At 60.3% G+C, this 21,569-nt stretch carries 17 protein-coding genes; 12 read left to right on the forward strand and 5 right to left on the reverse strand.

What is annotated here, in order from left to right:
• Positions 1 to 3: 3 nt before the first annotated feature.
• Genes ABEB25_RS21755 through ABEB25_RS21775 form a run of 5 tightly spaced genes read left to right on the forward strand, consistent with a single transcriptional unit; the run spans position 4 to position 3,867 of the window.
• Positions 4 to 390, forward strand: coding sequence for a hypothetical protein (locus ABEB25_RS21755; RefSeq protein WP_345738555.1), 387 nt, complete (start codon positions 4 to 6; stop codon positions 388 to 390).
• Positions 387 to 1,334, forward strand: coding sequence for a hypothetical protein (locus tag ABEB25_RS21760; protein ID WP_345738556.1), 948 nt, complete (start codon positions 387 to 389; stop codon positions 1,332 to 1,334). The genes ABEB25_RS21755 and ABEB25_RS21760 overlap by 4 nt, the downstream gene beginning before the upstream one ends.
• Positions 1,335 to 1,353: 19 nt before the next feature.
• The gene (locus tag ABEB25_RS21765; protein WP_345738557.1) at positions 1,354 to 2,538 is read left to right on the forward strand and encodes a hypothetical protein; all 1,185 of its coding nucleotides are present in this window, start codon (positions 1,354 to 1,356) and stop codon (positions 2,536 to 2,538) included.
• A 3-nt stretch (positions 2,539 to 2,541) separates the two neighbouring features.
• Complete coding sequence (locus ABEB25_RS21770; RefSeq protein WP_345738558.1) at positions 2,542 to 3,414, forward strand: hypothetical protein; 873 nt, start codon at positions 2,542 to 2,544, stop codon at positions 3,412 to 3,414.
• Between the two features lie 6 nt (positions 3,415 to 3,420).
• Positions 3,421 to 3,867 carry a hypothetical protein gene (locus ABEB25_RS21775; protein WP_345738559.1) on the forward strand — a complete coding sequence of 149 codons (447 nt, stop codon included), beginning with the start codon at positions 3,421 to 3,423 and terminating at the stop codon, positions 3,865 to 3,867.
• Positions 3,868 to 3,896: 29 nt separating this feature from the next.
• On the opposite strand, the gene ABEB25_RS21780 is transcribed toward ABEB25_RS21775, so the two are convergent.
• Entirely contained in the window at positions 3,897 to 4,106 is a 210-nt protein-coding gene (locus ABEB25_RS21780) for a hypothetical protein (RefSeq protein ID WP_345738560.1), read from the reverse strand.
• A 36-nt stretch (positions 4,107 to 4,142) separates the two neighbouring features.
• The gene (locus tag ABEB25_RS21785; protein WP_345738561.1) at positions 4,143 to 5,357 is read right to left on the reverse strand and encodes a tyrosine-type recombinase/integrase; all 1,215 of its coding nucleotides are present in this window, start codon (positions 5,355 to 5,357) and stop codon (positions 4,143 to 4,145) included.
• A gap of 345 nt (positions 5,358 to 5,702) precedes the next feature.
• Here ABEB25_RS21785 and galU point away from each other — a divergent pair, with 345 nt between their 5' ends.
• The gene (gene galU, locus ABEB25_RS21790; RefSeq protein ID WP_345738562.1) at positions 5,703 to 6,575 is read left to right on the forward strand and encodes a UTP--glucose-1-phosphate uridylyltransferase GalU; all 873 of its coding nucleotides are present in this window, start codon (positions 5,703 to 5,705) and stop codon (positions 6,573 to 6,575) included.
• A gap of 828 nt (positions 6,576 to 7,403) precedes the next feature.
• Here galU and ABEB25_RS21795 read toward each other — a convergent pair.
• Complete coding sequence (locus tag ABEB25_RS21795) at positions 7,404 to 8,519, reverse strand: tetratricopeptide repeat protein (protein WP_345738563.1); 1,116 nt, start codon at positions 8,517 to 8,519, stop codon at positions 7,404 to 7,406.
• A 138-nt stretch (positions 8,520 to 8,657) separates the two neighbouring features.
• Positions 8,658 to 14,255, reverse strand: a complete 5,598-nt coding sequence (locus ABEB25_RS21800) for an autotransporter-associated beta strand repeat-containing protein (protein WP_345738564.1) — start codon at positions 14,253 to 14,255, stop codon at positions 8,658 to 8,660.
• A 657-nt stretch (positions 14,256 to 14,912) separates the two neighbouring features.
• On the opposite strand from ABEB25_RS21800, the gene ABEB25_RS21805 reads away from it, so the two are divergent.
• The 6 genes from ABEB25_RS21805 to ABEB25_RS21830 all read left to right on the forward strand — a co-directional run bounded on the left by ABEB25_RS21805 (position 14,913) and on the right by ABEB25_RS21830 (position 19,971).
• Positions 14,913 to 15,362, forward strand: coding sequence for a MarR family winged helix-turn-helix transcriptional regulator (locus ABEB25_RS21805; RefSeq protein WP_345738565.1), 450 nt, complete (start codon positions 14,913 to 14,915; stop codon positions 15,360 to 15,362).
• A gap of 84 nt (positions 15,363 to 15,446) precedes the next feature.
• Positions 15,447 to 16,118 carry a purine nucleoside phosphorylase YfiH/LACC1 family protein gene (locus ABEB25_RS21810; RefSeq protein ID WP_345738566.1) on the forward strand — a complete coding sequence of 224 codons (672 nt, stop codon included), beginning with the start codon at positions 15,447 to 15,449 and terminating at the stop codon, positions 16,116 to 16,118.
• Positions 16,119 to 16,140: 22 nt separating this feature from the next.
• Positions 16,141 to 16,980: a 4-(cytidine 5'-diphospho)-2-C-methyl-D-erythritol kinase gene (gene ispE / locus ABEB25_RS21815; protein ID WP_345738567.1), complete on the forward strand. Its 840-nt coding sequence runs from the start codon at positions 16,141 to 16,143 to the stop codon at positions 16,978 to 16,980.
• A 339-nt stretch (positions 16,981 to 17,319) separates the two neighbouring features.
• Entirely contained in the window at positions 17,320 to 17,775 is a 456-nt protein-coding gene (locus tag ABEB25_RS21820; protein WP_345738568.1) for a SufE family protein, read from the forward strand.
• Between the two features lie 174 nt (positions 17,776 to 17,949).
• Entirely contained in the window at positions 17,950 to 18,261 is a 312-nt protein-coding gene (locus tag ABEB25_RS21825) for a DUF485 domain-containing protein (protein WP_345738569.1), read from the forward strand.
• Positions 18,262 to 18,339: 78 nt separating this feature from the next.
• The gene (locus ABEB25_RS21830; protein ID WP_345738570.1) at positions 18,340 to 19,971 is read left to right on the forward strand and encodes a solute symporter family protein; all 1,632 of its coding nucleotides are present in this window, start codon (positions 18,340 to 18,342) and stop codon (positions 19,969 to 19,971) included.
• A 174-nt stretch (positions 19,972 to 20,145) separates the two neighbouring features.
• Here ABEB25_RS21830 and ABEB25_RS21835 read toward each other — a convergent pair whose 3' ends face one another.
• Entirely contained in the window at positions 20,146 to 21,456 is a 1,311-nt protein-coding gene (locus ABEB25_RS21835) for a phosphoribosylaminoimidazolesuccinocarboxamide synthase (protein WP_345738571.1), read from the reverse strand.
• Positions 21,457 to 21,569 lie beyond the last annotated feature (113 nt).

Raw genomic sequence — 21,569 nt, forward strand, 5'->3', positions numbered from 1 at the left:
GCCATGAACAACCGCCCAAAACCAAAGCCCTATGAATGGAAGCGCAACAAAGGTGTGCTGCCGGCATGGTTGCTTCGCGATTATGCCACCTGGCTCTTTCCTCAGCTCGGTCTCAAATGGGAGGCGAAGGGCGTCACTGACTTCTCCAAGTCGAACAAACGAACATCCTCTTCAGTAAAACCCTATCAGTTCCCGCGATCAACGGGCGTGATGAGGATGCGCGAGCTGCGCCACATGGCGGCCTATGTGCTGGGCGCTTTCGGGTCGGCGGCTGACAAGAATCCCTACCAGTGGCCGCGCATCACGGGTCTGGCCTTCGTGCCCGACCTCATGAGCCTGGCCGAGTATTTTCAAAGCCTGCTGGACCAACAGCGCAAAGCCGACACATGAAACTCATCTTCGATACCGACATCTCCCAGCTCATCGTCGCTGAGGGATTTGCCTCACCCGTGGCGTTGCTTGAAGCCAAGCGTGGCACGGGGGCGAAAATCCAGCTCACACTCCTGCGTGATGGCCAGGCATGGACGGCTCCGGCTCTTTCTCAGTTCAGGTTCATCGTGAAACCCTGGGGCAAGTATGAGGTCGATCAAACCTGCGCCCTGGCTGAATCCTGGACGCTGGACAGCTCCCGCAAGGTCTATGAGGGGCGGATCAACTACGCCACCGACAAGCTCAACGAACTGCTCAAAGTCGCCGATCCCGCCGGTGAAAACACGGACACGGGCCGCATGAGTCTAATGGCCGAATTCGCCTGGCGTGAAACGGACAGCGTGCCCTGGGGAGATCGCTCCCACACGGTGGAGTTTGTGCTGCACAACAACGTCTGGCGCGGCACGGAAACCATCCCTGGAGCGCCAGCCTCGCAGGAGGGTCCAACGCTTCCTCTGCTCACTCCGGCTACGGTGGCAATCACCAGCCCTGTCATCAACAGTCACGCAACGGCCAACACGCTTCTTGATGTCACAGGGTTGAAGTTTCCGGTGCAGAGCGGCAAGCGCTATTCGTTCAAGTTTCTCATCCCGTACAACGCCGCTGCCACGACGACTGGTAGCCGATGGAGCATCAATGGCCCGGCGCTCAGCCAGCTTCATTACAACTCACGCTACACGCTCACGGCCACTACAGAAACCGTGAACTACCTGAGTGCCTACAACCTGCCAGCCGCAGCCAACCTCAGCAGTCTGACTTCGGGCAACTTGGCGGTGATTGAGGGCACGCTCACTGCTGCGGCTAATGGCGAGGTGATCGCACGCTTCGCTTCCGAAATCGCTAACAGCGCCATCACGGCTCTCGCTGGCGCTCATGTGACCTACATGGTGCTGCCGAGCGTGTGATTGACATGGCGCGTCTGGCATGGATCAGCAGCATCTCTGCATCAATGCAGGCACCGGAGAGGTCACGGCCTCGAACGTGAGTTCGTCCCTGCCGTCGCTCAGCGGTATTCTGGGCACGCTGTTCGTTCTCCGCGTCACGTTCGAGCAGGACAACGTGCCCGTGGCTCTTCCCGCCAACACGACAGGGAAGCTGACTGTAAAACTGCCCGGAGCTGAGAGCGGTTCACCCGTGTTGCTCGACACTTCGTGGACGGTGGCTGGCTCAGATGCGCAGACGAGCTACACCTTCAGCTTGCTGGCAGATTCCGAGCCTTTGCGCACCGCTCTCGCCAATAGCGCTGCCATTGCCCTGACCGCGCAGATCGAGTGGCAGATCACCGGCGAGCTTCCTCATCCGCGCAAGTCGCTGGCTTTCCCGATCACGCTGCGCAATTCGCCCTCACGCCCTGGTGATACCGCCCCTGATCCAGCCGCCGATGCCGCTTGGGCCTGGATTAAGGCGCGGCTGGTGGCTGGATCGAACGTCACGTTCACCCTCAACGAGGAAACCAAGACGATCACCATCAACAGTGCCGGTGGTGCCAGCAATCCCACGGTGACCTGGTCGAACGTGACCGGCAAACCGACGTCGTTTCCGAGCTCCTGGAGCGAGGTGACTGGCAAACCCAGCACGTTTCCGCCCAGCGGACACAATCATGCCTGGTCCCAGATCACCAGTGGCAGTCCCAGTGACAATGCCGCCCTCGTAGCCTTTGTTCAGAGCAATGGAGCCTCGGGACAAATGTTCGATCTGCTCATCCCTTTGCAGCTCACCAGCCAGACGAGCTACAACTCGCTGATCTCGGTGCCAGATCTGATTCTGCCCCGTGATGCGGTGATCACCCACATGGGCCTCGCACTCCGGGACGCCATTCCACGAATGGCCGACTCTTTCTTCCAGTTGAACGTGGTCCTGTTTTGCAGCGACGCGCCTGGCTATGCCTCCATCGGCGGCCTGTATGCCCAGTCGTTCTGGTTTTATGAGTATTTCCCAAACGGCGACAGCCGTGGCCTCGGCATTCCTCTTCTCGTCAACGGGTCGGTCGCGATGCCGGCGGGATCGAAGGTGAATGTCAGCCTCGATACCGGATACGCGGATGCCTACTTCACCGTGCCGACCTTCAACGGTCTGTGGCTGCGAGTGCGCGGGCGCTACACGAACTGACTTATGAAACTCGCCATCATCACCTGTCACTACAACTGGTTCGGCTTTGAGCGGCCTCGGCAAAACCTGCGCCGTTTTCTGGAATCCACCAAGGGCATGCCCGTTTACGGAGTGGAGGCTCAACTGCCAGAGCATCCTATGCAAACAACAGGAATGCCTGGATGGCAGCAGATCATCGCCAACAATGATCAGGTGATGATGCAGAAGGAATGTCTGCTAAACATCGCGGCAGCCATGGTGCCAGGCCATTATGAGGCGCTGGCCTGGGTGGACGCGGACATCCTCTTCAGCAACGAGCATTGGTTCGATCAAACCGCCCGTGCCCTGGACTTTTTCCCCGTCGTCCAGCCGTTCTTCAAGGCTCAATGGCTCGCGCCCGATGACAGCGTGAGCATGGAACGACCAGGCATCGGCAAGGAGCCTGATCTGCTTCATCGCTGTGTCGCGCATCCCGGCTTCGCCATGGCGGCAAGGCGTGCTTTGTGGACTCAACGACGCGGAGGTCTTTACGAGCACTTGGTGGTGGGCAATGGCGATGTGGGTTTCGCCTCCGCTGTCCTTGGCTATGACCAGCCCGGCCACATCGTCATGAACCCGGCTTTGCGCGCCCACTATGATGCCTGGGCCACGCCGGTGAAGGCGTGGATCAAAGGCCGCGCCATGGGGTGTGTTCCTGGCACGGCCAGTCACCTCTGGCACGGTGAACTGAAGGACCGGCGCTATCTGGAGCGCAACGATGTCTTGATCAAGACGCTCGATCCTTCAGTCCACCTGGCGCATGCAGACAACGGCCTGCTGAGCTGGACACCCGCAGCACCCTTCGGCCTTCGCTACGCGATCCGCTCCCACTTCGCCAATCGCCGAGAAGACGGCTAACCACCCATGATGACGATCACCTCCAATTCAGTTTCAATGACGGGCGATACGGCCCGCCAATTCGCCCGCCTCTTACTCGCCATGCGCCAGATGGGCAGGGGCTTGATCATGCAGCCGGGCGGCAGCTATGTCTCGGCGGATGGATCTCCACTGCCGAGCGAGGAGCAGATCAGCGCCGCGCTGGCTGCCGCAGAACAGTCCCGCCTTCGCGCCCGCCTGCCAGGGATCACCGCCCGTCAGCTACGTCTCTGGCTTCATGGCGCGGGACTGCTGGAACAGATCCCGGCCTTGATCGCAGCCCTGCCCGAACCGCAACGCACCACCGCACAGATCGAGTGGGAGTTTTCGAGCGACTATCAGAGGGATCATCCACTCGTGACCCAGCTCGGAGCCGCACTCGGCATGACGAGCGCCGACATGGATCTGGCGTGGAAGCAGGCGGCAGGGCTTTGATCTTCGTTGCGCAACGAACTCGCGGGCGACTACGGCTCGCGAGCTTCCACCCCGAATCGCGCATTCAGGGCGGCACGCACGGCATCCACATCAAAGAGATGCATTCGTGGGCTGGTGGCGAGATAGGGGATGATCCGCTGCGCCACCCAGTTGTCGATGGTTCGCGAACTGACTCCCAGGAGGACAGCCAGGGGCTTCTTTTTCAGCAGGGGAGATGGAGGATTGGGTGTTGGGTTCATACAGAGATTCGCATGTCAAGGTGGGGAGGTGCAGGTTCATGGCATGATGCCGAACCAAAGGTCTGCGGACTCCTTGGTCACCAGTTCCCGGTAATGCTTGAAGATGATTGCCGGCGAATTGCCCGCCTCCAGCGCCACCTGGGCCGCGCTCTGCACCACGGCGATCCGGTAGCTGATGTAGGAGTGACGTAGGGCGTTGTGCGGCCATGGAATGCCCAGGCTCTTGGCGAGACGCCTTGCCTTCAAAAAGACGCCATCGTCAGGAACCACGGGGCCATTCCGCTCGATCTTCGCCAGCCAACCGGCCAGATTGTCGGTGATGGGCACAATGCGGCGCGAGGCTGTCTTGGCCTGTCCGGCACGCAACTCGATGATTTTTCGCCCGAGATCCACGGCGCTCCAGTTCAGCCGGGCAATCTCGGCACCACGCAGTCCCGCGAATCCACCGATGGCCAGAACGGGAATCAAATCCTCCGTCGCTGCCCTCATGAGCTTCTCCATCTGCTCGGGCGTGAAGATGCCGACATCCGTGTCCGCCTGCTTGCCGCGCTTGAGGGCTTCCGCCACGGTGGCTTCACCCTTGGGCAGGTAGCCGCGCCGCTTGGCAAAGGAGAAAAGCTCCTTCACGCGTTTGAGCCAGTTGTTGCGAGTGACCATGGAATGCGCCCCTCGACGCAGCCAGCCGTCAATCATGGCCCCGGTCACCTTGGTGATCTCGCCAGGGAACGATTTGGCGAACTGGCGAAGGTTCCCGTCCAGCAGCTTGAGGTAGTGCTCATTCACACCATCCTGCTTTTTGAGCTGGAGGAGTTCGTCAACCACCCGTGGCACGGTGATACCAGCCTCATAACTGCGCGACCTCGTCACGAAATCCTCCACGGCCATCAGCAGCGGCACCTCTCCCAGCTTGCGCCGGCACTGGAGGTATTCCTCGACGACTGAAACCAAGGGCAGTCCCAGCGGCTTGAGCATGTGCTGGACAGCCCGAAGAGCCTCCCGGTCCTGAGGCCGCAGATCATTATCGCTGCTCACGCCGCGTTGGATATTGAGTGCGGCCTTGCGCGCTTCTTCCTTGGCAGCATCCAGTGAGCCGAAGGTAAGCCGCCGCCGCTGCTGGTTGAGGTAGAAGGCGACAGTGAACCGTGGCATCCCACGGCAGATGCCCCGGTAGATGGGCACGGCAGCCGAGCCCTGTTTGACCACTGCCACAGGTTTGCCCTTGCCCCGAGGGGGGAGGGCTTGGGTTGTCATGCTTTTGTCATGCATGACCATGGGTGGGGTGTCAAAAGGCAGCCCCATGATGCCGTCCAAAGCCCGTGGAATATGGGCTCCAGAGTGATTGATTGCCCTGCTTTGAGTGCTCTTTTTGTAAGCCCGTTGGGATTCGGAGGGGAAATTCGGGCGAAGGCGTTCGTGCTCTGGGGGATGGCGGTTGTGGGGTGGGGGGATGAGGTTATCGGGGGAGGTTTGTTCTAACCCTTCGCTAGGGTGCGAAATCCCGTTGAGATTCGGAGGGGGGGCATTGGGACGGAGGCGTCTGCGCTCCGGGGATGGAGGTTGCGGAGGGGTGGGGGATGGGTTTATCAGGGGAGACTTATGCTTCCTGTGCGCAAAGCTGTCATTCCTGCTGCCGGTTACGGCACTCGTTTCCTGCCCATTTCCAAGGCCATTCCCAAGGAGATGCTGCCGCTGGTGGACAAGCCGGTGATCCAGTATGTGGTGGAGGAGGCGGTGGCCTCGGGCATCACGGATATTTTGATGGTGATCAGCCGGAGCAAGCGGGCGATCGAGGAGCATTTTCATCCGGCGTTTGACCTGGAGGCGGAGCTGGAGGCCAAGGGGCGGGGGGAGGAGCTGGAGGCGCTGCGAAAGCTGCAGTCCATGGCGCGGATCCATTTCATCTGGCAGCCGAAGATGGGCGGGCTGGGGGATGCGATCCTGTATGCGCGGGACCATGTGGGGGAGGAGCCGTTCGCGGTGCTGCTGGGGGATACGGTGGTGACGACGAAGGATGAGTCGTGCCCGGTGACGCGCCAACTGGCGGATGTGGTGGAGCGGCACGGGGGATCTGCCGTGGCGCTGCAGGAGGTGCCGGTGGAGAAGGTGAGCCGGTATGGCATCCTGGGGGGCGAGGAGATCTCGCCGGGGCTGATCCGGGCGCGGCAGTTTGTGGAGAAACCGAAGCCGGAGGAGGCCCCGAGCCGGCTGGCGGTGAGTGCGCGGTATGTGCTGTCGCCCCGAATTTTTGACCACCTGGAAAGGACGCCGAAGGGGAAGGGGGGGGAGCTGCAACTGACGGATGCGATGGCCTCGCTGATGCAGGAGGAGGCGCTGTATGGGCTGCGCTATGAGGGGCAGCGGCACGACATCGGCAACAAGCTGGATTTCATCAAGGCGAACCTGCACTTTGGCCTGCAACGGGCGGACATCGGGGAGGCGCTGCGGGAGTATGTGCGGGGGCTGGTCTAACGGGAAGTGTGGTGTGGGGTGGGCTTTTTTTACAGGATTGACAAGATGGGTGGAGAGGGATGCTGCGCATCCGGTGGGGTTAGATGCGGACAGGAGTGTCCACGCTCCTCTCGAGGTGCTGTGGGTGTACGTTAGGGCGGACGGGATTCGGGGGGGGCTTTTTTTACAGGATTAACAGGATGGCAGGATTAACAAGATGTGTGGAAAGGATGGGGCCACGTGAGGGGTGTAGGTCCTAAGTCTGGGGCGAACGGTGGTGGGTGGGATTTTCGAAATCGGGGGGGCGGGTGAGGGCTGCTACCATCCCTGCCGGGATGGTTCCCTGAACTGGTGGGAGCGGGGCTTACGACCCGGGGTGCGCTGCGCTTACCCCTGGCTACCTGCGTGGATGCCTCCGGCATCCTGGGGGAGCAGGATGGTAGGATTGAAGGGGGCGGTCTGGTGAGGCGAGCGGTTCGGGCGTCGCGCTGCGACGCCTTGTGGAGTGAGGCGGATTAGGCGAGGGGACCCGGCCTTGAAAGGCCGGGCTAAGATACGGTTGCCGCTCTGCGGCAGGGGAGCTGGTGCCAGTCTGGAGAAAGGGTCCAGTCAAACCCGAGGTCGGGGTTTGGGCGAGCTGAAGCTCTGGAGTACTTTGGCTTTGCCGCTCTGCGGCAGGTATGAGCAGGTGCCAGTCTGGAGAATGGATCAGTCGAACCCGAGGTCGGGATTTGGGCGAGCTGAAGCTCTGGACTACTTTGGCATTGCCTGCTTTGCGGGCCTGCCGTGGGACCTGGATTTTGTGAGAAAGCCGTTTTGGACTTGGCTTATGCCCCGGAGTGGGGGGCCTCAGACGACGGTGCCGCGGCTTTTGCCTTTGTTGCCTTTGGGCTTTGAGGGGGCGCCGGGGATGCCTTCTTCCTGGAGGATGGTGTCCTGGGGCAGGGGGGCGGCCTCGGCATCGGTCTTGGGTTCGGCGTCGGTGTAGGGGGTCTGCTTTTGGTAGAGCTTGAGGCGGGTCTGGAATTCGGTTTCCAGGTTTTTGCGTTCTTCCTCGGAGAGTTCTTTGTCGGCTGGGAGGAGGGCGAGGGCTTTTTTCTGCCAGAGGACGGCCTCGAGATATTCGCCATTGCGGGCGAGGCAGGCGGCTTTGGTATCAATCATCTCGTAGCGCTGTTCTTCGCCGGCCTCGTCCATGATGCGGAGGGCGCGGGAGGAGAGCTGGACGGCCTGTTCGCCATTGTGGAGGCTTTCATCGGGGCAGGTGGCCATGAACCAGGCGAGGTTGTTGGCGGCCCAGGGATCATCGCTGCGGGCGGCACGCTGATACCAGGCCCCAGCGCGACGGAAGTCCACGGGAACTCCGGTGCCGGAGTAGTAGAGATTGGCCAGGCGGCTCATGGCCGGGACGAAGTCCTGCTGGGCGGCGCGGAGGTAAAAGAGGGCGGCCTTGGAGGGGCTTTTGGCGGTGCCAACGCCGCGCTCATACTTGGCTGCGAGGGCGGTCTGGGCCTGGGGGTAGTTTTGTTCGGCGGCTTTTTCCAGCCATTCGGTGGCTTTTTCTGGGTCGAGCTTGACGCCGCGACCGAGGTCATAGGCCATGGCGACGGCATGCTGCCCGGCGGCAAAGCCGTTTTCAGCGGACTTGCGGTACCATTCGTAGGCCTTGGCATCGTTTTTCTTCACTCCGACGCCGTCTTCGTAAATGGAGCCCATGACGAACTGGGCGCGCAGGTGCTTTTGGTTGGCGGCCTTTTCCATCCACTGGACGCCTTCGGTCTCGTTCTTTTGCACGCCTTCGCCGGTGAGGAGACGGAGGCCGAGCTCGAACTGGGAGTCGGCATCGCCGTCGTTGGCCCAGGCACGGAGCTCTTTGTCATTGATCATTTCAGGCACCTGCTGCTGGGCGGTGACGGTCATGAAGGCGAGGCAGGAGCAGGCCAGAATACGGATGAAAAGTTTCATGCTGGAAAACACTACGTTTTGAGAATCGTGGCTACAACAGACAAACTTACGGTTTCGTTGCTCGATTGAGGCATGATTTGGGCCTGTTCTCAAAAAAGAGTGGGACAGAATTTGTCCCGTGGGCCGTGAGGCCCCGGCTCAGCAGCGCCGCCGCCGGAAGCCGAGGACACCGAAGGCGAGCAGGAGGAGGACGGCGCGTGAGGGCTCTGGCACGACGACGATGACGCCGTGGGTGAGGAAGAGGCTGGTATCCCACTGGAGGCCAGAGGTGAGGGGGAAGAGCAGGAGGTCCTGGCCGGTTTCGGTGCCGTTTTGATAACGTGCGCCGACATTGAAGCTGTTGTTGGTGAGGCCGACGAGGGTGCTCCAGTCGAGGAAGTTGAAGACATCGCCAAACTGGCCGGTGTAACCATTGAAGGAGGTGATGGTGATGCCGCCGGTGGCATTGAGCGTGAGGCCGCCGGAGATGCTGAGGAGGTCGTGATTGCTGCCTGAGCCGGTGAGGTAAGAGGTGAAATCGGTGGGGATGCTGTTGACCCAGGCTGCCTGATCGCCGCCGTAGAGGGGGAGGGAGGTGGCGGCATTGCGATTGGTGCTGCCGGCCTGAAGCACGGCGCGGTCCACGCGGCTGGCGCTGGCGGCGAGGAGGAGATTTCCGGTGATGTTCAGCACGCCGGTCTGGTCGCCCACGGTGCCTGCACTGGCGGCGCTGTTCAGCAGGCTGGAGCCGCCGGGTTTGAGAACGCCGTGGCTGCTGCCGGGCCCGACATTGCTGCCAATGGTGAAGCTGCCGCCGGTGGCGATGAGGCTACCGGTGCCGGAGATGACTGCATCGGTGGTGTAGGAGGAGGCGGTGCGTGCGCTGACATCCAGGCTGGCACCGGTGCCGAGGTGGAACCAGGCGGCGTCATCCATGCTGCCGTTGTTGACCAAGGCGAGGCTGCCTTCGGCGATGTGGACGTTGCCGGTATTGGTATTGGTGCCTTCCAGGGCGAGGCTGCCTGCGCCGGATTTGGTGAAGGAGCCGGTGCCGGCCAATTCGGCATCGGCTTTGAAAGTCGCGGTTCGACCCGCATCTACGGTGTAGCTGCGCAGGGCGGGATTGGTGGCGGTGCCGCTGCCATTGAGGGTGATGGTGACGTTTTGGTTGGTCTGGTTTGCCCCGGCGAGGTTTTGAAGGGTGCCGCCCTGCCAGTTCCAGGTGGCGGTGCCTTTGCCCTGGCTGAGATCCATGAATCGGAAGATGGCGCTGGCGGACTGGGTGATGGTGCCCCAGGTGCTGGAGTTCATGTTGTCGGTACCGCTGGAGTAGTTGGTATCGGCCATGCGGATGGTGGTGGCCTCGACGAGGCCAGTGCCATAGGTGAGGGAGCCGCGCGCCCAGCCGGTGGTAAGATTGGCCCCACCGATGCGGCCGAGGATGAGGAGATTGATTTTCAGATCCACGCCTGCAGCTCCTGTGAGGTCCAGAGAGGAGAGATTGTTGGTACCGGTGCCGACGGCGTCGTTGTCGCCGATGAAAAGATTGGCCCCGGTGCCGCCGCCCTGCTGGCCGCGAAGGGTGACGGAGCCGCCGCTGCCGATGGTGACGGTGCCGGAGGAACGGGCACCGCCGATGATGAAGGTATCCGTATTGAGGGTGGTGGTGCCGGTGCCGAGGCTGATGGTGGAGGGGGTGGCGGAATTGACCACGGAGGCCGGGCTGTTGCCGAGGATGATCTTGCCTGCGGTGACGTTGTTGAGGGTGTTAGAAAGCTGCAGGGTGCCGCGAGTGAGCATGGAGTTTGGCGTGGGGATCTGGCCGTAGAAGGTGCCCAGCTCCAAGCTGCTTACATTGATGTTCACGGCGCTGGCATTGCGCAGGTCCACCGTGCCGGTGGTAATGCTGGTGGCGACGCCGGCTGTGGTATCGCGGTAGCCGATGAGGATGAAGTCATCGCCTTCGCCGCTGCCGATGTTTACGCTGCCGCCATTGACGGTGAGGGTGCCGGTGACGCCGGTGGTATTGGCCCCGGGATTGCCATAGGCACCGCCGATGACGAGCTGCTGCACATTGAGCCCACTCTGAACGATGGAGCTGACGGTGGTGCCCACGCCGGTTCCTGCGAGGTAAAGGGCCTCCATCGTATTGGGGGCGATGGTTTGGAAATTCAGTGCGCCTTCCTTTACGAGGGTGGTGCCGGTGTAGGTGGGGGCGCTGGAAAGGGTGAGGGTGCCTGTGCCGACTTTCGTCAAACCACCTGCGCCACCGTTGCCGATGGCCCCAGCGAGGGTCACGTTATTGCTGCCGACATCCAGGACACTGCCTGCGGTGAGGACATTTCCCCCAACGCTGGTGATGCCTGCGCTGCCGGGCGTGAGATAGACGGAGGCACCGAGCATTTCCACCACACGACCGCCTGCGGTGATGTCGGTTGTATTGCCAGCGGCCCAGCGCAAGGTGCCGCCTGCCATCCGCAGGCTGCCGCTGCCGAGGGTGCCCACGGTTTGGCCAAAGACCAGCACGCCGTCATTGATGGTGGTGGTGCCGGTGTAGCTGTTGCTGCCGCCGAGTACCAAGGTGCCTGTGCCAGACTTGGTCAGGCTGGTGGCACCGGCATTGTCAGCGATCCCCGCATTAAGCGTCAGCGTGGCTCCAGCGGCTGCGGCATGGGAGGAGGTGACAAAGACGACTAACTCATCCGCCGTGCCTGCACTGGTGCCCGCCTGGATCTGGGTGAAGCCGTCGAGCGTCGCGTCATTGTCTGTGCTGCCTGCGCTGAAAAGCAGAGCTCCGCTGGTGAGCAGGAGATTGCCGGTGCCGGTGAGGGCCAGGGGGGTGGTGCCGCTGCTGTTGACGAGGCGGAGCGCGTTCAGCGTCTTGCCAGTGAGGCCGGTGGCGCTGGTGCCCAGGCTGACATTGGCATCGGCACCGGAGGCTGCGAAGTCTGTGGCGTACTCAGTATCCGCCAGTGGCCGCAGGCCGAGGCCCGTGGCGTAAGTGAGGAAAGAATTGCCGACACCGGTGCTGCTGTTATCTCCTAGGCCATAAGGCAAGATTTTGAGATTGGTGACGCTGGAGGTCTGAACGGCGGAGGTGGTGGTGCCGACGAGTGCGCCTGTGATGGCGGTGGTATTGGTGAAGAGCAGGCGAGTGGCCACGGCGCTGGCGCTGGCGGTACCGGCCAGATTGACACCCCTAACCAAAAGTGTGGATCCGTTGCTGCGGGAGAAGGACGGGTTGCCCGCGCCAAAGGTGAGCGTGGCGAGCGCGGCGTTGTTGGTGCCAGAGGGGACCACGGTGTTCTCCAGCGTGATCGTGTTGGCACCGCCCGCGAGGCTGAGCGTGCCTGCGGTTTCACCGCGTGTGCCATTGATGGCGCTGGAGACCTGCAGGCCATTGCCGCCGGTGCCTTCCAGGATCACTGACGCGCTGTTGTTCAGCTTGTTCGTGGAGGCAGACTGATTTTGCAGTGAAACGAAGCTGCCGCCGCGCAGGCGAAGCTGGCTCAGCGAGATGAAGCCGTCACCACCGCCCGTGACTGAAACCGTGCCGCCCTGCACTGTCAGGGCACCGGTGAAGGAATGCGGATTTGTAGCGAGGGTGAGGGTGCGGTCTCCGCGCTTCAAGATGTCTCCGCTACCCGTGAAGACCCCGTAAAAGGTCGAGTCCGAAGTCTGGTTCAGGGTGATCTGGCCATTGGTGCCGAGCCGTACTTCGCCAGGGCCCACGGTCAGGAAGGTGTTGTCGGCATTGCCGCCACCGGAAAGGTTGCCCACGCCCTCTTTGCCACCATTGAGGTCCAACAATGCGCCGCTGGAGGTCATGTTGCCGCCCGTGGCGAGGACGGTGTTGCGGTAGTCGCTGATGGCGTTGCCACCAGAGACTTTCACATTGCCCTGAACGTAGAGATTGCCGGAGTAGCTGTTGCTGCCTGAAAGTTCGATGACACCGCTGCCGGCCAGCGTGACATGCTGGGTGGAGGAAAGATAGGTGTTATTACCGCCCAGGTTGGCCGAGACATTCAGGGGGCTGCCGGAATGGTTGGTGAGGATGAGTTCGTTGGTGGCGTTGTGGATGCTGTTTTGCGTCAAGATCTGACCGCCGCCGATCTCGGTGCTGGCCGTCACATTTTCACTCACCATGAGTGCGCCGGAGGTGAGGGTGAGAGCCTGGGCGTGATTGTCGATCATGAGGGCTCCGCCTGCGGTGGAATCGAGGATGAGCGAGGCGATGGAGGGCGTGACCAGTGTGCCGGTGGAGGCACCGTTCAGGATGATGTTGTCCGTCGCAGTCCACAGGCTCTTGTCGTTTTGAATCGTTCCGGCCAGGGCGACGATCTCGTTTGAACCGTTGCGGGTGGCCCAGCGCGAACCGTTGTAGGTGGCCCAGCCGCCGAGGAACCCTGAGGCGTTGTTGGTAGCTCCGCCGCCGACCACCAGCCGGGCTTTTGCCGGATCATTGCTGCGGATGTCCACCGCACCTGTGATGACACTGCGGGTGAGGCCTCCTGTGAGAGTGAAGGTGAGGTCCTGGCCGCCATTGCTGATCAGGGAGAGCACGCTGCTGCCATTGGTGATGGCGAGCGCGCTGGTGGTCTCGGCGGTGGCCGCGCCGCTGTTTCCACGCAGTTCCAGAAGGCCCCCGCGCAGGGTGGTCGCGGCACTGTTGCTCAGCTTGTTGTCGCCATTGTTTAGGCTGTAATCGAGGATGAGTTTACCGCGATCAATGAAGGTGCTGCCGGTATAGGTATTAGCTCCCTGCATGACCATGGTTCCAATGGACTGCTTGGTGAGCGAGCGTGCCGTGGCGTCGCCATTCACAATGCCCACGGTGACCAGGAGATCCACTTCGGAAGCCGTTTCGTTGACGATGAAGGAACGGTTCGCATTGAGGGAAAGCGTGACGTCAAAGGTCCCGCCGGTGGAGGTGATCACACCTCCGTCGCTGGTGGCGTGGACGTATAGGGTGGAGACGCGGTAGTTCACCGCCTCCGTCTGATTGTCGAGTGTCAGCGTGCCGAAGCCATTGGAGCCTGCCGCACCGTTGGCCTGGCCGAAAATGATCTGGCTATTGGCCGTGTTCGTTTCCTTGATGATGGCCTCACCATTAAGAATGCGCAGGGTGCCGGTGAAGCTGTTTGCGCCGGAGAGGATCAATGAGCCGGGGCCATCCTTGTGAATGCTGCCGGCACCGGAAATCACGCCAGAAATTTCAGGGCTGAGGCCAGCGGCTGTGGTGAAGGTGAGAGCGTTGGTGGTGCTGATGGCACCGAAGGAAACGCTGCCCGTGTTGCTGATGTTCAGCGTGCGATTGGCCGTGGAGGTGATCGGTCCGGTGACGGCAAAACCTCCGGTGCCGGTGATGTTCAGCGTCTGGCTGGCGGTGGCCCCCAGAGTGACATTGCCTGCGATGGTGAAGACTGCGCTGCCAAGATTGCTCCAGGTCTGGTTGCTATTGATGGTGAGACCGGAATTAACTATATGAGCGCCCGCTCCTGCCTCCACGCTCAGTCCGCCAGTGCCGAGGGTCAGCACATGATCATTGAGGGTGCCCAGCGTGATGGCGGTGCCCGAGTTGCCATTGAAGATAAGCCCTTGCAGAGAAGTCGCCGCCCCCAATGTGGCGATCTGGTTGGGCACAGGCGCATTCGCATTGAAGATCGCGACATCCGCAGCACCAGGGATGGCCGTGGCTGCGGTGCTGTGGCCGAGGTTGGTCCACCAGTTTCCCAAGGTCTGAAAGGATGTGTCCACATCGCCGCCCCAGTATAAATTGATCCCGAAACCGGGAAGGGGCAGTCCGATAAGAATCAGAAAAGTAGCAAAAAAGCGACGCAGCATCATGGGGGGGCAGGACGATGAAAATACGGAATTTGTGCCCTAGACTACATTTTTTCCGCATTCAACCCTAGTATCAGTTTTCCTGGAGATGCCTATCTTACAGAGGGCGACTTCAGATTTTGCCGCCTGATGAAGAAACGGGTTCGGACAACAGGCCGAAGATGCTCAAGGAGCCCCGGTTCATGGCTGAGGGATTTCCGAGGAAACCTCTCAGGTCAATCCTTCAGGATTGAGGCTTTGGGTTGAAAACAACCTCTATCCCTCCAAGATTTCGGGATTCAATTGGCAGCGAGTGTGCTGTGATTTTGAGATGGTACCCCTTCAACTTTCGGGCAGAACACCGCTTTTTTTAATTTATTGGGTCGAAGTTGAATAAAAATCTTGTCTTTTTAGCTGTCAGGGTTGATAATTCAGCGTTGTTGAATTCTTGAGTTTGAGAATTTAGTATTCAGCAAGCCCTATAATTTATGGATTCTATGGAATTAGCTTGCGCTTACCATCCGTCCTGGTTACCTTTTAGACAGATATTCAAAATTTCCTCAGCTAGCGAAGACAACAGCTCCCCATTTTATGTCCAACACACTCCAACCTGAAATCAAGGACCACGCTAAACTGGCCGACTTCATTTTGTTCAGTCAGCGTGAGTTTTTGCTCAATCTGTCCAAGGAGCTGAACCGTGACAATATCTCGTTCGCGCAGTTCTTCCTGCTTAGCTATCTGGCTACCTCCAAGGAGCTGACCATGACGGATATTGCCCGCAAAATGGGTCACTCCACCGCAGCGGCCACGGGCCTGGTGGATCGCCTTGAGAAGCTGGGTTATATGGAGCGCACTCATGCTGTGGATGATCGCCGCAAGGTGATGGTCCGCGTGACTTCCAAAGGACTCGACCTTGTCAGCCGTCTTCGTGATGAGCTTCAGCATCAGATTGCCGATGCGATGACTGAGACCTCCGCCACAGATGCTGCTTCCTTCATGACTTCGTATCGCACGATGGATACGAGCATTGCGAGCAAGTAAGAATGCCGAGAATGTTTGTTTGTTTTTAGGCGCATGGAGCGAGTTGCTTCATGCGCCTTTTGCTTTCTTGTGACATTGACCGCCATGGACGCCCCGCTTTGGATGACCTTTCCCCTCCTCGACAGCCTGCCCGGCTTTCGCCATCGTTTCACGCTGCGGCATCCGGAGATTCCGGTGGATGCGGATCGTGCGGTTGTGGTGGAGCGCCTGTGGGGCTGGCACCGTGAGCAGGCTGCCGAGCTGGGTTTTGATGCGCAGGCCCTGTGCATTGCAGAGCAGGTGCATGGGGCCGAGGTGGCCGTCATTGATGCTGCGCCATCAACCCCTATCCCGGGTGCCGACGGCATCATCACCGCCACGCCCGGGCTGGTCATCGGCATCTATGTGGCCGATTGTGGGGCGCTCTATCTGGCGGATCCTGTCACGGGAGCCTGCGGCATCGTTCACTCAGGGAAAAAGGGTTCTGAACTAGGGATCGCCGCCGTGGCCATTCGACTGATGCAGGAAAAATACGGCAGCGATCCAAGCGACATTCGTGCCCAACTAGGACCCTGCATCCGCCCTCCTGCCTACGAAGTGGATTTTGCGGCGCAGATTCGTGCCAGTTGTATGGAGGCAGGGGTGCTGCCGGAGCACTACGCCGACTGCGGAGTCTGCACTTCGTCCGACTTGCGCCGCTTCTATTCCTATCGGATGGAAAAAGGCCGTACAGGGCGCTTGCTGGCGCTCCTGGGCCGCCTACCCGCCGCCTCCTGAACCTTTTCCAAAACGACTTAACGTGGAGCTTTCCTCACCTGCAAAAATCAATCTCTGGCTGCGTATTCTGGGCCGCAGACCTGATGGTTTTCATGAAGTCGAGACGCGTCTTTGCAAAATTGGCATCGCCGACACGGTGAGTCTTGAGCTTCTCGGCACGGGTAATTCAGTGGCCCTCACCTGCAATGTGCCGGGAATTCCACTGGATGAATCGAATCTCGCTATCAAGGCTTTGCGTGCTTTTGAGCAACGTGCGGGTAAGACGCATTCCTGGCGTATCCATCTGGAAAAACGCATACCGTCTGGAGCTGGGCTGGGCGGCGGTAGCAGCAATGCGGCGGCCATTCTCCGCGCTGCGAATGAACTGGCTGGCCAGCCTCTGGAGTTGGGCACCTTGCTGGAAATCGCCGGGAGTATTGGCGCGGATGTGCCCTGCTTTCTTTTGGACACACCCGCAGCGGATGGAACCGGACGGGGGGAGCAGGTGACCCCAGCCGAGTTTCCCTGGAAGCTGCCCCTGGTGCTCATCAAGCCAGCCTTTCCGATCCCGACGCCCTGGGCCTACAAGCAGTGGAAGGACTCCCAAGAGTTGCCGGGTGTGCTTTATGCGCCCCAAATCTGCCCCTGGGGTGAGATGGTGAACGGCCTGGAACGGCCCGTTTTTGAAAAATACCGTCTCTTGGCCGCCTTGAAAACTTGGTTGCTGGAGCAAAAGGGCGTTCAAGCAGCCCTGATGTCGGGTTCAGGCTCCACGATGTTTGCCATCACGCGAACGGGGGCTGAATCGGCTGCCTTGGCGGAAGCCGCCCAGCAATGGTGCGGTGAAACGGCCTGGGTGAGGGCTACGGAGACTTTGGTTTAAAAAATTGAGGCCGGGCGGCTCCCGATTCCGCCCGGCCTCTTTGTTTGCATCAACCTCAACACTGACCTGTGTTTCCACAGGGGTGATGACAACAACCAATCACTCTCAAGACCAGCTAGGGGGACTCTCTCCCGCCATCACTGTTGATAAGTTAGATTCCCCTCCTGGAGAGTTGTTGAATCATTTTTGAAATTTTTTTCGGGCTGTTTGTTTTTTCTTTTCACCCTCATTTTCAGACTGCCGGGCAGGGGATTCCTTCCCGGAATCCGGGTTGAATCCAGGGCAGGGGACTGCCAGGGTTCTGCCCAGTCGTTTGCAGTTGCCGTGATGCCTTCCCCCATGTCTTACCCCGCCGCCCTCAACGACATCATTGAGCTGTTCGAATTTTTGCCTGAGGCGGAGCGGCGGGAAAACCTCATCAACTATGCGGAGATGGCTGTGGCCTGTGCCCGCCAAGAGGGCGTGCCGTATGACGTGGAAGATGTGCGCAAGGACGTGGAATGCACGGATACGGTGGGCGTTTACGTGCGCGTGGATGATCAGGACCGAGTCCACTTTGCCATTGAGCTGGGGCCGAAGGTGCAGACCCTCACCAAGGCTATGACGGCCATTCTTTGCCGTGGCCTCAACGGCAGCACGGTGGAGGAGGTGATGACCGTGCCGCCGGATTTTGTGCCGCGCATCATCGGCGCGGATCTGGTACGTCTGCGCAGCCAGACCGTCTACTATGTACTGGGTCGGATGAAGGCGGCGGTGAAGACGTTGATGGATTGCCGTCGCGCAGCCACTTCTTAAGCGGGTTTTTAAAAGCTTTGTCCGAAAAGTGGCGGGCAAAGGGGCTTCTTGGGGGCAGCGTTCCGAGGATGTCCTATCTTTCAGCGTAAAGTCGTGGTCAATCCCTGCTGCAATCAGCAAAATAGGCCACATCCCTCTTGCCAATTTTGGCTAGGCTCCATAGTCTCGCGCGCCATGCAAGAAAATAAACCACCGGTGGACTGGGACAGACTCGAAGCGAAGCCCGAATTCCGTGCTCTTCTCAGCCGCAAAGCCAGCTTCATCATCAAAGCGACCATCTTCTTCATGGCCTATTATTTGGCCCTGCCGATCCTGGTGGGTTATGCGCCGGACCTGATGAAAAAGAAAGTCTTTGGGGAGGTGAATATTGCCTACCTGTTTGCTCTCTCGCAGTTCTTTATGGCCTGGACCATGGCCTTTGTTTATGTGCGAGTCGCCTCCCGCTGGGACCGCGAGGCCGCTGCCGTCATTGCCGATGTGAAGTGATTTTTCCCGCCGACTCCCCCTTGTCTGCTGCGGACTTCCGCAGCGCCTCCCAAGCCCTTCTTTCCAGACTTCATCTGCATGTTCATCTCCCTTCTATCTGCGGCGGCCGCCGCTGCAGCCTCCCCGGCAGCTTCCAAGAGTGCTATCCCGCTCATCATGTTCACCGGCTTCGTGGCGCTCACGTTGCTGATCACTTTCTGGGCCGCGAAGCGCAACACTGGGGCTAGTGCTTATTTTGCCGCTGGCCGTAACATCACTGGCTGGCAAAATGGTCTCGCCGTCGCTGGCGACTACATGAGCGCGGCCTCCTTCCTGGGGATTTCTGGGATGATCTGTTTCTCCGGTTACGATGGGTTCATGTACTCGGTAGGCTTCCTGGTCGCTTACATCACGGTGCTGCTCATCGTGGCAGAGCCTCTGAGAAACGCGGGCAAGTACACGATGGCGGATCTCCTGGCGTATCGCCTTTCGCCACGGCCTGTGCGCGCGATGGCCTCCCTCAGCACGCTGACCGTTTCGACCTTTTACATGATCGCCCAGATGGTGGGTGCCGGCGTGATCATTGAGCGGCTCATCGGGCTTTCCTTTGCCCCGGCCGTCATCGGCGTGGGGGTGCTGATGCTGGTGTACGTGGTCTTTGGCGGCATGCTGGCCACCACCTGGGTGCAGATCATCAAGGCGCTGCTGCTGATGGCGGGTGCCATGCTGCTGAGCTACCTCGTTCTTCAATATCATCACTTCAGTCTCTCGGGCTTTTTTGATGCCGTCTCCAAAGCGGACTACGCAGGCACTGCTGAGCCGAAGAACCTCCTGGAGCCCGGCCTCAAGTATGGCGTCGCGGTCGCTGGAAAATGGGGTCCGTTGGACTTGGTCTCCCTGGGCCTGGGTCTTGTTTTGGGCACAGCCGGTCTGCCGCACATTCTGGTGCGCTTTTACACTGTGCCAGATGCCAAGACGGCGCGCTCCAGTGTTGTCTGGGCCATGGCCATTATCGGTGTGTTTTATATCATGACGACCTTCTTCGGCTTTGGTGCTGCTACCATCCTGAAGAAAAGCCTGATCCTGACCGACACTGGTGCCCCCAACCCCAACATGGTCGCCCCCATCCTGGCGCAGGTGCTGGGTGGTGAACTCTTCTTTGCCTTCATCAGTGCCGTCGCCTTTGCCACCATCCTGGCCGTGGTCGCTGGTCTGACCATGAGTGCCTCGGCCTCCTTTGCGCATGACTTTTACTCGAATGTTCTCCACCATGGCAAAGAAAACCGCCCGGGAGCCGAGGTGAAAGTGGCCCGCATCACCGCCTTTGTGGTGGGCGCGGTCAGCATCGGTATCGCCATTTACCTGGGCCCTGCGGTGAATGCCGCTTTCCTGGTCGGGCTGGCCTTTGCCGTCGCTGCCAGTGCGAATCTGCCAGTCATCATCTTCAGCGTGTTCTGGAAGCGGTTTAACACGACAGGTGCTGTGGCCGGGCTTGCCACCGGGCTGGTCTCTGCCATCGCCCTCATCTTGCTCAGCCCGAACGGTGTGTTTGGCAAAGCTGCTCCGTTCCCTCTGGAAAACCCAGGCATCGTCAGCATCCCCCTCGGCTTCCTGGCGGCCTACCTGGGCACCATCCTCACCCCGCGTGATCTGGTGGCCGAGGCCAAGTTCTCTGAGCTCACTGTGCGTGCTCACACCGGCCTGGGTGCTGAGAAAGCGACCCACCATTGATCCCTGTAACCTGAGTCGCCGCCCATTCGGGCGGCTTTCTCCCCGAGGCCATCACGTTTTGCGTGATGGCCTCTTTTTTATCAGATGTCAAAGCTGCTTAATCCAGGCGTGGGGCAGCGCAAACCGGGGAGCTGTGTCCTGGCTTGATTGTGTGACGTTTAACCAATGATGGTATCAAATGCCGTTCAGTTTCAGCAGGTCTGTGAGCAAACCGCGGCTGCGATAAAACTCGGCTTCGGCGAGGCCAGTTTCTACCAGTCCGGCGCGGATGGCCTCTGCATCTTTTTCGCCCAGGACGTGGGACTTGATGAGGGCCGTTTTGCGCGCCTGGAGATCAAGGAAGTTCGCATCCACTTCGGGGGTGGCGGGATACTTGCCTGCGGCCTGGCCTTCTTTGAGCACCTGTTTGAAAGGGGTGCCGAGCTTCTGGGCCTCGGCCTTGGCGGCATTGATGCCCGCGTACCAATCGGCACAGACCAGACGATAATAATCGCGCATGGCCTGCTTGTTGTAATGGATGATGAGGCTGCGGCCTTCCACGGGCACGGTGCTGGTGGCGCGGAAGCTGTCGGCATCGATGGTGTCCACAAACAGCAGATCCTCCTGATCCACTGCGAACTCCCATTTCAGGTCCCAGAGCTGGAGGCCGATCTCGTCCAGGAGATCGCGCACGGCCCAGGCGCCCAGGAGGGCCATCTTGATGGTATCGGTGAAATGCTGGGCGCTGAGGCCGGACATCAGCAGGGCTTCCTGCTTGCTCACGGCGCGATCTTCCGGCTCGTACTTGCTGGTCAGGTCATAGATGGGGCGGTCCAGCATCTGCCAGGCCTGCATGGGGCCGGTGAGGCCGAGCTCCTGCTCAAAGGCGCGTCGTTCTTTGTCGCTCAGGGCCTCGTATTTGCGCAGGATGGAGCTGCCGCTCGTGACGCCAAAGCGCACGATGTATTCCAGTGGGACGACGTAGGTGCTGCTCTGGTGAAACTGCGCGTAGTCGAAGACAAAATTGCCCATCACATTGCGCTGTGGCGGCTTCATGACGGGGAAGCGGCGGACGACATTGTAGCAGCTGGGGGTGGCGGGCATGCCGCTGGTGGCGACCTCGCCGGTTTCGCCATCCAGCATGCCCACGTGATGGGTGTGCGCGCCGGTTTCCAGCATGGTCTGCAGGGGGCCGTCCATGAGCTGATCGCGCCAAGTGGTGCCCAGGTTATCGGTCTTCAGCAGGGCGGCCTGCACCCGGGCCCAGGTCCCGGGCTGGGTGAGCCGGGTGTACATGGCGTGGCGGAAGATGGCGCGGTTGAGGTCATTGCCCGCGATGCTGAAGATGCTGCCGACATCAAAAACCGAGCCCGCCGGGGTCGTTTCGCAGACGATGTAGGCCGGGTGATCCGGCACCGCATAGAGGTGCTGCACGGAGCCGAGGTAAACAGGCTCTCCGAGCTGGGACAGATCAAGACGGGCAGGGGCGGGGGCAGGGTAGGACATGGTCAGGGAACCCCTAGTTTTCATTGCGACCGGACCAGATTGCAAGAGGGGGGTTGCATCGGTTTTGCCGCGTGAAGGTTTCCATTTTTCTGCCCGGCGGTGAGAAAAAGGGG

This window comes from Prosthecobacter algae (assembly GCF_039542385.1).
Lineage (GTDB): Bacteria > Verrucomicrobiota > Verrucomicrobiia > Verrucomicrobiales > Verrucomicrobiaceae > Prosthecobacter > Prosthecobacter algae.

Excerpts from the sequence above, each read along its gene's own strand:
- ABEB25_RS21795 (WP_345738563.1), bottom strand. The coding sequence starts at position 8,519 with ATGAAACTTTTCATCCGTATTCTGGCCTGCTCCTGCCTCGCCTTCATG.
- ABEB25_RS21755 (WP_345738555.1), top strand. The coding sequence starts at position 4 with ATGAACAACCGCCCAAAACCAAAGCCCTATGAATGGAAGCGCAACAAA.
- ABEB25_RS21835 (WP_345738571.1), bottom strand. The coding sequence starts at position 21,456 with ATGTCCTACCCTGCCCCCGCCCCTGCCCGTCTTGATCTGTCCCAGCTC.
- ABEB25_RS21810 (WP_345738566.1), top strand. The coding sequence starts at position 15,447 with ATGGACGCCCCGCTTTGGATGACCTTTCCCCTCCTCGACAGCCTGCCC.
- ABEB25_RS21805 (WP_345738565.1), top strand. The coding sequence starts at position 14,913 with ATGTCCAACACACTCCAACCTGAAATCAAGGACCACGCTAAACTGGCC.
- galU (WP_345738562.1), top strand. The coding sequence starts at position 5,703 with ATGCTTCCTGTGCGCAAAGCTGTCATTCCTGCTGCCGGTTACGGCACT.
- ABEB25_RS21785 (WP_345738561.1), bottom strand. The coding sequence starts at position 5,357 with ATGACAACCCAAGCCCTCCCCCCTCGGGGCAAGGGCAAACCTGTGGCA.
- ABEB25_RS21760 (WP_345738556.1), top strand. The coding sequence starts at position 387 with ATGAAACTCATCTTCGATACCGACATCTCCCAGCTCATCGTCGCTGAG.
- ABEB25_RS21825 (WP_345738569.1), top strand. The coding sequence starts at position 17,950 with ATGCAAGAAAATAAACCACCGGTGGACTGGGACAGACTCGAAGCGAAG.
- ABEB25_RS21780 (WP_345738560.1), bottom strand. The coding sequence starts at position 4,106 with ATGAACCCAACACCCAATCCTCCATCTCCCCTGCTGAAAAAGAAGCCC.
- ABEB25_RS21820 (WP_345738568.1), top strand. The coding sequence starts at position 17,320 with ATGTCTTACCCCGCCGCCCTCAACGACATCATTGAGCTGTTCGAATTT.
- ABEB25_RS21775 (WP_345738559.1), top strand. The coding sequence starts at position 3,421 with ATGATGACGATCACCTCCAATTCAGTTTCAATGACGGGCGATACGGCC.
- ABEB25_RS21770 (WP_345738558.1), top strand. The coding sequence starts at position 2,542 with ATGAAACTCGCCATCATCACCTGTCACTACAACTGGTTCGGCTTTGAG.
- ABEB25_RS21765 (WP_345738557.1), top strand. The coding sequence starts at position 1,354 with ATGGATCAGCAGCATCTCTGCATCAATGCAGGCACCGGAGAGGTCACG.
- ABEB25_RS21830 (WP_345738570.1), top strand. The coding sequence starts at position 18,340 with ATGTTCATCTCCCTTCTATCTGCGGCGGCCGCCGCTGCAGCCTCCCCG.